Genomic DNA, 11211 nt, shown 5'->3' with positions numbered 1-11211 from the left:
TTACCTGGCAAGGAACAAAATCGCTACGTAATTACATAGTACGTATCATGTTACGAAATCGTAGGAGCAAACATGGCCCGGGGCGGTATCAACAAGGCGGTAGTGCAGCAGGCGCGGCAGGTGCTGATCGCCCGGGGCGAGTACCCCAGCATCGATGCAGTACGTATCGAGTTGGGCAACACCGGTTCAAAGACCACCATTCACCGTTACCTGAAAGAGCTTGAAGGGGCCAAACCTGTGGCGCTGCAAGGCCAGGCCGCGCTCAGCGATTCGCTGACCAGGCTGGTATCGCAATTGGCCGCTCAGGTGCAGGAGGAGGGGGATGCCCGCGTCGAACAGGCCGAAGCCGCGTTCAACGAGCAGCGTGAGCAGCTAGCGGCGCAGTTGCAGGTGGCGCAGCAGGCACTGTCCGCCGCGCACCAGCAACAGCAAATTCAGGCCGCTGCACTGGCTGCCGAGTCGGAACGCCTGGTGACCGCGCAGAACTCGCTTCAGGCCGAGCAGTTGCGCAGTGCCAGCCTCAATCAATCATTGGGCGAATTGCAGGTGCGCCTGGCCGATAAGGAAGAACAAATCCGCTCGTTGGAGGACAAGCACCGCCACGCCCGTGAAGCGCTTGAGCATTACCGCAGCGCCAGCCGCGAACAACGCGAGCAGGAACAGCGCCGCCACGAAGCGCAAACCCAGCAGCTGCAAGTGGAGCTGCGCCAGTTGCAACAGAGCATGATCGTCAAGCAGGACGAGTTGACTCGTCTGCACCGTGACAATGAGCGGATGCTCGGCGAGCACCGTCAGGCCAGCGGCGAATGCAAGGCATTGAACGAGCTGGTCGAGCAGCGCGACGCACAGATCCAGGGTTTGCGCACGATTCTCGCGCAAGCCCAGGGCGCCAGTGATGAGATGCGTCGGCAATTGCAGGCGCAAACGCAAAGCCTGGAAGACAAACGTGGCCTGTATGCCGAGCAGGGCCGGCAGTTGCAGCACCTGCAGAGCGAACTGCTGAAACGCGACGAGGCACTTCAGGCATGTCGGGCACAGCTGGCGGCGAGCAATTGAATCAAACTTCCCGCGGTGTCTGCGTTCTTCCGTAGACATCCCAGGGAGCGCGCAACATGAAAAAGCCAGAGCAACATCGACAGGGGCCACATTCTTCAGAACAGGCAAACCGCAAGAATGACCTCGGTTTCGACCCTGACTCACCGGACCTTGACGATCCGCAAGTCGACCCGCAGGGGCCGGCGAAGCCGCCGAGGGACGATGAAAAAGCCAACACAAAGCACTGACGCGGGTAGCCCCATCGCCGGTGGAACGGCGATGGGGTGGTGCGCTTCAGCCCTCCAGCTGCTTGGCTGCCTCGACTCCCGCCGATGACAGTTTGATCGGGTAACTCACGCTGATCTGGTGGTCTTCATCGACCGCCACAGCGCCATCCTGGATCAGGCCATGCTCCTGCAGCGTCTGGAGCATGCCGGCCACGGCTTTCTCACCGCGATAATTGTCCAGCAGTTCCTTGCCCAACCCGTGCGGGTGGGCGTGCAGCAGGCGGGTCAGGATTTCGCTGCGCAATGCATCGTTAGTCATGTGTGGCCTCTTGTCGGGGTTCGCTCATTTGCCGTGGGTGGCCTGGAGTGCCTTGGCCTGCTCCAGGTGGTGCTCCAGGGTCGGCAGTGTTTCGCTGGCGAAGGCTTTCAGTTCAGGCTTGTCCGAAGACGCCGCTTCTTTCTTGAACAACTCCACGGCTTTTTCGTGGGCGTCGACCTGGTTGTTGACATACGATTTGTCGAACGACTCGTCGCGCCATTCAAGGATCATCTTCTTCACTTTATCGGTCAGCGCTGCTTCGTCCGGCACGCTGATATCGAGTTTGCGGGCGATGTCGCCGAGCTTCTGGTTGGCCTTGGTGTGGTCGGTGACCATCTGCTGGGCGAAAGTCTTGATCTCGGTGTTCTGGCTCTTTTCCATGGCCAGCTTGCCGGTGACCGTCTCGGCGATCCCTGCCTCAGTGGCAGCTTCGACGAAATCATCGGATGTGGCGGCCAGTGCCTGCAGCGATGCCATGCCCAGGACCAGCGACAAACCGGCGCGTTTGATGAACAGATTGCTCATGCCTGACTCCTTAACCGTTGGCGCGACCTCAGTGTCGCGTACGGTTGAGCCGGCCCGGGCGGCAAAGGTTTCGTTTTTCTCGACAGCGGGCGACCACCGCGAGGCACCTGGGCGCTGAACTATAGTCATAGGTGGCATACGCTTAAGGGCAAGGACTTCCATGGGTGCGGCCAGAAAGCAGGACGAGGAAGGGCTGTTCACAGTGAGCAGCGACGGACGTGCCGTGGCGCTGTTTCGCCTGGTGTTGTCGTTCATGGCTGTGGCAATGCTGGTCTTCGTGCTGGTCGAAGGCTGGCGTACCTGGCGTGACTACCGGCTCGCTTTCAGCGCAGCGCAAAACACGGTCACCAACCTGGCCAGGGCCACCAGCCAGCATGCCGAAGATGCGATACGTCAGGTGGATGCGATCACCGCCGCACTGGCCGAGCGCCTGGAGGGTGATGGCCTCGACCACCTTGACCGACCACGCTTGCATGCGTTGCTGGCACAGCAGATGGCGATCATGCCGCAGCTGCATGGTTTGTTCGTGTACGCGCCGGACGGCAGCTGGATCGTGACCGATCGCGACGCTATACCACCCAATGCGAACAATTCGGATCGCGACTATTTCATCTATCACCGTAACCATGCCGATCGCAGCGTGCACATCGGCTCGGTTGTGCGCAGCCGTACCACCGGTGACCTGATCATTCCCATCTCGCGCCGGCTCGACAATCGCGATGGCAGCTTTGCCGGGGTGTTGCTCGGTACCATCAAGGTAGACTGGTTCGTGCGCTATTACGGCGATTTCAAGATCGATGAACGCGGTGCGTTGGTACTGGCCAAGCGCGATGGCACCATCCTGGTCCGACGGCCGTTCGTGGAGCAGGTGGTGGGGCGCAGCCTTGCCAACAGTGAGGTGTTCCGCAATCACCTGCCCTATGCCAACGAGGGGCTGGTCGAAGCGGTGGCGGTGGTTGACGGCACCCCGCGCCTGTACGCCTACCGGGCATTGTCGAGCTACCCCCTGGTGGTAGAGGCGGGCTTGTCACGGGAGTCGATCATCGCGCCATGGCGGCACGATGTGATCAAGTCGGTCGCGGTACTGTTGCTGCTGCTGGTCGGCCTGGCGGCATTCGGGTGGGTGGTGCTGCGCCAGTTACGCGAGCGTATCGCCATCGAGCGGGCGCTGCACCAGGCACACCAGACCCTCAAGGCGCTGGCGCTGACCGACAGCTTGACCGGGCTAGGCAATCGCCGGCGCCTGGATGCGGTGTTCGAGGCCGAGTTCAAGCGGGCCCGGCGCCAGGCCTACCCGGTGGCGCTGGTGATGCTCGACCTGGATTACTTCAAGCTGTACAACGATCGCTACGGGCATCCCGCAGGGGATCAGTGCCTGCAGCACTTTGCCGAGTTGTTGAAAACGGCGCTGAAGCGGCCAGCAGACCTGGCCGTTCGTTATGGCGGCGAGGAGTTCACCTTGCTGCTGCCCGACACCGATGAGCCTGGCGCCGCGCTGGTTGTCGAGGAAATCATGCAAGTGCTGCGTCGTCAGGCAATCCTGCATGCCGGCAGCCCGTTAGGGCGTGTGTCGGCCAGTGCAGGAATCGCCGTTGGCCATCCGGCGCGTGATGCCAGCACGCCGCAAAGCCTGATGGCGGCGGCCGACGCTGCGTTGTACCAGGCCAAGCGGCAAGGGCGTGATGGTTACTCTGTGGCAGCCGGCAGAGTGGAACGTACCGAGTGACCGCTCAGGCCAGTGGCAAGCGCATTGCGCAGCGCCCAGACAAGCCATGGGCACGCTCGGTCGCCAGAATGCCCTGCAACCTGGCCCCGAGTTGCTGTTCATCGAGCACCTCGAAACCGTGCCTGGCATAGAAGGGGCCATTCCAGGCCACTTGCGCAAAGGTGGTCAAGGTGACCTCCTGGGCACCCCGATGCCGCGCCACGGCACACGCCTGGTCCAGCAGCTGCCTGCCGATTCCTTGCCCCTGTGACGGCAAGCGTACCGAAAGCTCGTGAATGTGCAGCGCTTGGCCTTCCAGGCGCAGGCACACAAAGCCCAGAGCCTGCCCCTGATCATCCTCGGCCAACCAGCTGCCAGCGTCGGCAATGAAGGCCTTGTGCGCCTTCTCATCCAGCCCCTCGGCACGTGCCAGCCAGGCCAGCTCAGGCAGCCGCAAGAACGCTTGGGCGGCCGATTGCTCGATGGCAATCAGCTGGGCGATGTCATCGAGTAGAGCGGGGCGTATGTGCATTGAACGTTCTCTATGGACTGGCAATAGTCTGCGGCGAGATGACCGGGGCTTGCAATGATTGAGTTATAACGTAACATTTGTGGATTCCCAGCTACGCGAGACTGCCTTGATGACTGAAGAGGAACTGCTGCGCCAGGCGCCTGCAGCCTATATGAACGAGGTGCAACAGCAATTTTTCCGCACGTTGCTGCTTGGTCAGCGCTTCGACCTGCAAGCCCGCATCGACCTGGAGTTCCAGGCCCTGCGCGAGCAGGAAGTACTCAGCGACCCGGCCGACATCGGCAGCGCCGAAGAGGAACGGCAGTGGCGGCTGCGCTCGCTGGAGCGGGAAAAGAAGCTGCTGGACAAGATCGACCAGGCACTGGAGCGCCTGGCGCGCGGTGAATATGGCTGGTGCGAGGAAACCGGTGAGCCGATTGGCCTGCGCCGTCTGCTGCTGCGCCCCACGGCAACGCTGTGCATCGAAGCCAAGGAGCGCCAGGAGCAGAAGGAGCGGCACCTGCGCGACGAGCGTTAGTCCGCCGCCAATGCCTGTGGCTGCAACTGCCAGCGCACCGAGCTGACGCCTTTTTCCAGGCTCACGCGACCTACCAGCCGTTCCAGCTGCGCCGGTGCCTGGGGGTTGCCGAGCAGTTCTGCGCGCACTTCCAGGCGGGCCGGGTTGGCCAGGTCTTCACTGTGCAGCGATTGCAGGCGCAGCTGCGGGTCGCCCAGGCTGTGCAGCATCAGGCTGCGCACCTGGATTTCATCCTCGGCGCGGCAGACGATGCGCACCTCGAAGCGTTGCTCAACCTCGTTGGCGGGCAGCACCTCCTGGCGGTCGAGGCGCTGGGCGATATCGCGCAGCAGGATGTTGGCACACAGCACCATCAGGCTGCCAAGCGAGGCCTCGAGCAGCAGCCCGAGGCTGCACAGCACACCGACCGCCGCGGTGCACCAGAGCGTGGCGGCGGTGTTCAGGCCACGCACGTTGAAGCCATCGCGCATGATGACCCCACCCCCGAGAAACCCGATACCCGACACCACGTAAGCGGCCACCCGCGAGGCATCGTTGGGGGCCATGCCGGGCACCGCCTGGGTCATCAGCACAAACAGGCAGGCACCGGTGCTGACCAGGGCGTTGGTGCGCAGCCCGGTCAGGCGCTGACGCAGTTGGCGCTCGGCACCGATCAGGGCGCCAAGCAGCAGGGCAATGCCGACGCGCAGCAGAAAGACTTTCCAATCCATAGCAAACCTCTTCCACGGGCACACGCCCGCACGGTTGAATAACCAGAAAATGCGCAGGACCACGAAAGGGAAAGAGGAGGACAGCCTTCAAAGGCTGGGGAATTCCACCGTCTGGCTAATGGCGAGACAGTGGCAGGTAGCTGCCGGACTAGCTCGCCGTGTGGGCCTGTCGCAAGCGACTGGGGCTACTGTCCAAAGCAGGACTCCTGTTCAGGGATGCGAAATTGCGTCGCGGACCTTACGCCGCCGCCCACGCAGGGTCAAGGGCAAAAACATGACAAGGGATTCATCCGGAAATGCCCTACAGCCGGTCACGCCTGAATGGAAATAAACCTGGGTAATCGGTACCCTTGCGCCATTCTCCGCCATACCCCGGACCGTTACATGCTGTTCAATCTCGCCGTGCTGCTCGGCACCCTGGTGGCCATGGAAGGTGTCGGCACGCTGGCTCACAAGTACATCATGCATGGCTGGGGCTGGTGGCTGCACCGTTCGCACCATGAGCCGCAACTGGGCATGCTGGAAACCAACGACCTGTACCTGGTGGCGCTGGGCCTGATCGCCACGGCGCTGGTCGCCCTGGGCAAGGCCGGCCATGCGCCATTGCAGTGGGTGGGCGCTGGCGTGGCCGGGTATGGGGTGCTGTACGTATTGGCCCACGACGGCTTCTTCCACCGGCACTGGCCGCGCAAGCCACGGCCGGTCAACCGCTACCTCAAGCGCCTGTACCGTGCCCATCGGTTGCACCACGCCGTGAAGGGCCGCACCGGCAGCGTGTCGTTCGGCTTTTTCTATGCGCCACCGCTGAAGGTGCTCAAGCGCCAGCTGCAGGCGCGGGTGCCACGCGACCGCGGCTGACCCACCAACCAAACCCGGCTGCGGTAAAGAACATGATCAGGCTGTACAGCGCGGCCGGCACGGCCATGCTGGCGTTGTTCAGCAGCGCTGGGCTCAACGCCAGGGCGATGGCCAGGGTGCCATTGTGGATACCGATTTCCATGCCGATGGCGATGGCCTGGGGCTTGGGAATGCTCAGCAGGCGCGGCACCCAGTAGCCGAGTGCCAGGCTGATCAGGTTGAACAGCAAGGCGGCCAGGCCCACCACCGGGGCATAGTCGACGACGGTCTGCCAGTCCTTGGCCAGCGCCAGGACGATGGTGAATGCCAGGAACAGCGCTGCCACCAGTTTCATCGGTTTTTCCATGCGCGCGGCAAAGCGCGGCGCCCAGTGGCGGATCAGCATGCCCACGGCCACCGGCAGCAGGACGATGGCGAACACCTGCATGACCTTGGCGAATTGCAAGGGAATGGCCTGGTCCGATTCCATGAACCAGGCCAGGGACAGGTTCACCAGCAGCGGCATGGTGAGGATCGCGATCAACGAATTGACTGCGGTCAGGGTGATATTCAACGCCACATCACCGTGGGCCAGGTGGCTGAACAGGTTGGCAGTGGTGCCGCCGGGGGACGCCGCCAGCAGCATCAGGCCGACTGCCAGAGCCGCTTCCAGGCCAAAGCCGTTGGCGATCAGGAAGCACACCAGTGGTAACAGCAGAATCTGGCAGCACAGGCCGATCACCACCGGTTTCGGGTATTTCACCACGCGGGCGAAGTCAGCCAGGGTCAGGGACAGGCCAAGCCCGAGCATGATGATGCCCAGCGCCAGGGGGAGGAACGCAGTCAGCAAGGGAGAGGCGGTCATGGGCAGGCACTCGAGCAAAGGATCCAAGCAGTCTAGGTGGGCCTTGTGGGCTGGCTAATTGCAATGCGCCAGTACTTGGTAACTGTTTGTTACCGGGCGCGCCTCAGACCTTGCCACGTTGCGCCTGCATGCCGCGTTGCGGTAGGCGCCCCGGCGCAGTAGCATTCCCGCTTTTGCCGAGGATTAGCCCGTCATGCCGTTCCAGCAAGGTCTGCTTGCCACCCCCGTGCCGGCCCACGCCCGTCACCTGTTCTTCGCCCTGCAGTCGCCCGAGGCGTTGTCTGCCGTACTGGATGCACTGCTGCCGCAGGTGGATGGCCAGAACCTCATCCTCGGCATCGGCGCCCCCTTGGTGAAAGCCCTGGGCCGTGACATTCCTGGCCTGCGCGCCTTCCCGCAACTCGATGCGGCAGTGGAAAACCCGAGCACCCAGCACGCCCTGTGGCTGTGGCTGCGCGGCAACGAGCGCGGCGAGCTGTTGCTCCAGGCCCAGGCCCTGGAGCAAGCGCTGGCCCCGGCGCTGCGCCTGGCTGACAGTGTCGATGGTTTCCTGCACCGCGGTGGCCATGACCTGACCGGTTACCAAGACGGCACCGAGAACCCGGTGGACCAGGATGCGGTAGATGCCGCCATTGTCGCCGGCGAGCAGCCGGGGCTGGCCGGTTCCAGCTTCGCCGCCTTCCAGCTGTGGAAGCACGACCTGGAATACTTCAAGTCACTGCCCCAGGCCGACCAGGACAACATCATCGGCCGCCGCCTGAGCGACAACGAAGAGCTCGAAGACGCCCCGGAGTCAGCCCACGTCAAGCGTACCGCCCAGGAAAGTTTCGACCCGGAAGCCTTCATGGTGCGCCGCTCGGTAGCCTGGGCCGATGGCCGTGGCGCAGGCCTGGCGTTCGTTGCCCTGGGCCACAGCTTCGATGCCTTCGAAGTGCAACTGCGGCGCATGAGCGGCCTGGAAGACGGCATCATCGACGGCCTGTACCGCTTCAGCCGGCCGCTGACCGGTGGCTACTACTGGTGCCCACCGATGGCCGAGGCAGGTCTGGACCTGAGCGCGCTGCTGCAGGCCTGATCTCTAACATCCAGATACAGAATCACCTGCCAGCGCAGGGTAGAGCGGCTAGCCTTGAAAGTTTCCGACTTATGACGGGAGCTTTGCCATGTACAAGCGTCGCGATGTCCTACGCGCTGGTGCGGCTTTGGGCCTTGTGGCCGCCAGCCCCTGGCTACATGCCGCCGGCTCTGCTGGGTTGCTGACGCGCAAGGTTCCCTCGACGGGTGAGGCCTTGCCGGTGATCGGCGCCGGCACCTCCGGCAGCTTCGAAGTCGAAGCCGGCTCCGCCGCATACCAGCAGCTCAAGGCGGTGCTCAAGGCATTCTTCGACGGTGGCGGCAAGGTCATCGACACCTCGCCCAACTATGGCGGCGCCGACCGCATTCTCGGGCAGTTGCTGGAGGAGGGCGGCTGGCACCGGCAATGTTTCATCGCCACCAAGATCGCCGCTGACAGCCGGGCCGGAGCCCAGGCGCAATGGGCCGGCACGCTCAAGAGCCTGCGCACCGACAAGGCCGACCTGCTGCAGATCCACAACCTGCGAGACTGGCAGACCCAACTGCCTTATGCCCGCGAGCTCAAGCAGCAGGGCAAGGCCCGCTACGTCGGTATCACCCATTACCTGAACAGCGGCCACGAAGACGTGGCGCGCATCGTGCGCAGCGAGCCGCTGGACTTCATCCAGATCAACTACTCGGTGAATGCCCCGCAAGCGGCACGCGAACTGCTGCCGTTGTGCCAGGACAAGGGCGTCGCCGTGCTGATCAACCGTGCCTTCGACGACGGCCGGCTGTTTGCCAGGGTCAAGGACCAGCCGTTGCCGGCATGGGCCGCCGAGGCCGGTATCGGCAGCTGGGCGCAGCTGTTTCTCAAGTTCGCCATCAGTCATCCGGCCGTGACCACGGTCATTCCCGCGACCGGGCGCCCGGAACGCCAGCTAGACCAGCTCAAGGCCGGGCATGAGCCCCTGCTCAGCCAGGTGCAACAGCAAGCGCTGATCAAGCAGTTCGCCTGACGTGATGGGCAACTGGCGCAGGCGCCTCGACCAGGCACTGAACATCCAGCCGGGTGAGGGGCCTGCGGTGATCGCCGGGCTGTTGCTGTTCTACCTGCTGTTTACCGGCTATTTCATGCTGCGCCCGGTGCGCGAAACCATGGGGGTGGCGGGTGGCGTCGACAACTTGCAATGGCTGTTCACTGGCACCTTCATCGCCACCCTGGCCTGCCTGCCTGTGTTCGGCTGGCTGGCCTCGAAGGTTCGTCGCCGGCATATCCTGCCCTGGACCTATGGTTTCTTCGCCAGCAACCTCTTGCTGTTCGCTGCGCTGTTTGCGGTTGATCCAGCGGATTTGTGGAATGCCCGGGCCTTCTACATCTGGCTGTCAGTGTTCAACCTGCTGACCATCTCGCTGGCCTGGAGCGTGCTGACCGACCTGTTTTCCACCGGGCAGGGCAAGCGCCTGTTCGGCCTGTTGGCCGCCGGTGCCAGCCTCGGCGGCCTGAGCGGGCCAATCCTGGGCACGTTGCTGGTTGCACCGCTGGGGCACGCCGGGCTGGTACTGCTTGCCGGGGTGTTTCTAGTGGGCAGTGTGCTCGCATGCACATACCTGCAAAGGTGGCGCGATCGCAACCCGTTGCCTGCTTCAAGTGAGCAGCCAGCCTCGCGGCCGTTGGGCGGCAACCCCTTGGCCGGCGCGACGGCCGTGCTGCGCTCACCCTATCTGCTGGCGGTCGCCTTGTTTGTCGTGCTGCTGGCCAGTGTCAGTACCTTCCTGTACTTCGAACAGGCGCGCATCGTCAGCGAAACCTTCACCGACCGCACGCGCCAGACCCAGGTATTCGGCCTGATCGATACGGTGGTGCAGGCGCTGGCGATCCTCACCCAGGTGTTTCTCACCGGTCGGCTGGCCAGGCGCATGGGTGTCGCCGTGCTGCTGGTCGCGGTGCCGCTGGTGATGGCTGCCGGGTTCGTGTGGCTGGCCCTGGCGCCGGTGTTTGCCGTGTTCGTGGTGGTGATGGTGGTGCGCCGGGCCGGTGAATATGCGCTGGTTCGCCCAGGGCGAGAGATGTTGTTCACGGTCTTGCCTGCCGAGGACAAGTACAAAGCGAAGAACTTCATCGACACTGTGGTGTACCGCGGTGGCGATGCCCTGAGCGGCTGGCTCAAGCGCGGGCTGGACCTGCTGGCCGAACATCCCCAACTGGCGATGCTCATCGGTGCCGGGCTGGCCCTGGGCTGGTCATTGACCGGAATGTGGCTGGGCAGGCGCCAGCGCGAGGCCGAATCGGCTGTCGCACCAAATAAACCTCCGCCGCTTATTTAACGCCACCGGTCCGAACCCGTCGCAATAAAACGAATCCCCCGATATCGCCGAACTCCGACCTTATGTACGGCGCAGCGCCGTGCACACTTCGAAAGCCACAAGAGGTTAGAGACCATGGCCAGCAAAGACAACAGCCGCACCGGCAGCCAGGGTGGCAACAAGAACCCAGGCAACTTCGCCAATGATCGCGAGAAGGCCTCCGAGGCCGGTCGCAAAGGCGGCCAGCAATCCGGCAGCGGCCGCAGCAGCACTGAGTCGGGCCGCAAGGGCGGCCGTTCGTAAGTGAGGTACATGCAGTGCCGGGGCGACCTGGCACTGCAGTCAACCAGAACAGGAGGTTTTCCATGCGCCTGACGCCCCTGATCGCTTTGCTGGGCAGCTTGACCCTGCTTGGCGGCTGCTTCGACAGAGACAACAACCACCCGGGCAAGGACAGCGACCCGAGCAAGCCTTCGGTGCAGATGCAGCAGCACGATGAAAAACCCGCGCCACAACCTGCGCCAGACCCGGAACCCATGCCGCAGGACAACCAGCGCCAGTAAGTGGACAAGGAGCAAG

Annotated in this window: 14 protein-coding genes and 1 pseudogene; 10 read left to right on the top strand and 5 right to left on the bottom strand. The window is 63.4% G+C overall.

Going from position 1 to position 11211, the window contains the following annotated elements:
• The first annotated feature begins 72 nt into the window (after nucleotides 1–72).
• Together OCX61_RS13770 and OCX61_RS13765 are read left to right on the top strand one after the other, a co-directional pair.
• Nucleotides 73–1056: a DNA-binding protein gene (locus OCX61_RS13770; protein WP_261939980.1), complete on the top strand. Its 984-nt coding sequence runs from the start codon at nucleotides 73–75 to the stop codon at nucleotides 1054–1056.
• Between the two features lie 56 nt (nucleotides 1057–1112).
• Nucleotides 1113–1283 (top strand): DUF6021 family protein, encoded by a 171-nt coding sequence (locus tag OCX61_RS13765; RefSeq protein ID WP_261939979.1) that lies wholly within the window; start codon nucleotides 1113–1115, stop codon nucleotides 1281–1283.
• Nucleotides 1284–1329: 46 nt separating this feature from the next.
• Here OCX61_RS13765 and OCX61_RS13760 read toward each other — a convergent pair whose 3' ends face one another.
• Together OCX61_RS13760 and OCX61_RS13755 are read right to left on the bottom strand one after the other, a co-directional pair.
• The gene (locus OCX61_RS13760; protein ID WP_261939978.1) at nucleotides 1330–1581 is read right to left on the bottom strand and encodes a hypothetical protein; all 252 of its coding nucleotides are present in this window, start codon (nucleotides 1579–1581) and stop codon (nucleotides 1330–1332) included.
• Between the two features lie 24 nt (nucleotides 1582–1605).
• Nucleotides 1606–2106 (bottom strand): DUF4142 domain-containing protein, encoded by a 501-nt coding sequence (locus OCX61_RS13755; protein ID WP_261939977.1) that lies wholly within the window; start codon nucleotides 2104–2106, stop codon nucleotides 1606–1608.
• A 160-nt stretch (nucleotides 2107–2266) separates the two neighbouring features.
• Between OCX61_RS13755 and OCX61_RS13750 the strand changes: the two genes are divergently transcribed.
• Entirely contained in the window at nucleotides 2267–3832 is a 1566-nt protein-coding gene (locus OCX61_RS13750; RefSeq protein ID WP_261939976.1) for a sensor domain-containing diguanylate cyclase, read from the top strand.
• Nucleotides 3833–3836: 4 nt separating this feature from the next.
• Here the strand turns inward: OCX61_RS13750 and OCX61_RS13745 are convergent, their stop codons facing one another.
• Nucleotides 3837–4343, bottom strand: a complete 507-nt coding sequence (locus OCX61_RS13745) for a GNAT family N-acetyltransferase (protein WP_261939975.1) — start codon at nucleotides 4341–4343, stop codon at nucleotides 3837–3839.
• Nucleotides 4344–4452: 109 nt separating this feature from the next.
• Between OCX61_RS13745 and dksA the strand changes: the two genes are divergently transcribed.
• Entirely contained in the window at nucleotides 4453–4860 is a 408-nt protein-coding gene (gene dksA, locus OCX61_RS13740) for an RNA polymerase-binding protein DksA (RefSeq protein WP_261939974.1), read from the top strand.
• On the opposite strand, the gene OCX61_RS13735 is transcribed toward dksA, so the two are convergent.
• Nucleotides 4857–5570: an MgtC/SapB family protein gene (locus OCX61_RS13735; RefSeq protein ID WP_261939973.1), complete on the bottom strand. Its 714-nt coding sequence runs from the start codon at nucleotides 5568–5570 to the stop codon at nucleotides 4857–4859. The genes dksA and OCX61_RS13735 overlap by 4 nt on opposite strands.
• A 384-nt stretch (nucleotides 5571–5954) precedes the next feature.
• Here OCX61_RS13735 and OCX61_RS13730 point away from each other — a divergent pair, with 384 nt between their 5' ends.
• Nucleotides 5955–6428: a sterol desaturase family protein gene (locus OCX61_RS13730; RefSeq protein WP_261939972.1), complete on the top strand. Its 474-nt coding sequence runs from the start codon at nucleotides 5955–5957 to the stop codon at nucleotides 6426–6428.
• Here the strand turns inward: OCX61_RS13730 and OCX61_RS13725 are convergent.
• Nucleotides 6385–7272, bottom strand: coding sequence for a bile acid:sodium symporter family protein (locus OCX61_RS13725; RefSeq protein WP_261939971.1), 888 nt, complete (start codon nucleotides 7270–7272; stop codon nucleotides 6385–6387). The two genes, OCX61_RS13730 and OCX61_RS13725, sit on opposite strands and share 44 nt — an antisense overlap.
• Before the next feature lie 193 nt (nucleotides 7273–7465).
• Here OCX61_RS13725 and OCX61_RS13720 point away from each other — a divergent pair, with 193 nt between their 5' ends.
• The 5 genes and pseudogenes from OCX61_RS13720 (at nucleotide 7466) to OCX61_RS13700 (ending at nucleotide 11195) form a co-directional block, all read left to right on the top strand.
• A complete protein-coding gene (locus OCX61_RS13720) occupies nucleotides 7466–8347 on the top strand; it encodes a Dyp-type peroxidase (RefSeq protein ID WP_261939970.1) in 882 nt (293 codons plus the stop codon).
• An 88-nt stretch (nucleotides 8348–8435) separates the two neighbouring features.
• Entirely contained in the window at nucleotides 8436–9344 is a 909-nt protein-coding gene (locus OCX61_RS13715; RefSeq protein ID WP_261939969.1) for an aldo/keto reductase, read from the top strand.
• Nucleotides 9345–9348: 4 nt separating this feature from the next.
• Nucleotides 9349–10653, top strand: a complete 1305-nt coding sequence (locus OCX61_RS13710) for an NTP/NDP exchange transporter (protein ID WP_261944315.1) — start codon at nucleotides 9349–9351, stop codon at nucleotides 10651–10653.
• A 159-nt stretch (nucleotides 10654–10812) separates the two neighbouring features.
• Nucleotides 10813–10935 (top strand): annotated as a pseudogene (locus tag OCX61_RS13705) (con-10 family general stress protein); the annotation flags it as partial.
• Nucleotides 10936–10997: 62 nt separating this feature from the next.
• Nucleotides 10998–11195, top strand: a complete 198-nt coding sequence (locus OCX61_RS13700; protein WP_261939967.1) for a hypothetical protein — start codon at nucleotides 10998–11000, stop codon at nucleotides 11193–11195.
• The last annotated feature ends 16 nt before the right edge of the window (nucleotides 11196–11211 follow it).

The sequence above is a fragment of the Pseudomonas sp. LRP2-20 genome, assembly GCF_024349685.1.
In the GTDB taxonomy this organism is placed as follows: Bacteria; Pseudomonadota; Gammaproteobacteria; order Pseudomonadales; family Pseudomonadaceae; genus Aquipseudomonas.
The sequence above is the reverse complement of the archived record's forward strand: the minus strand, read 5'-3'. Positions and strand labels throughout refer to the sequence as shown.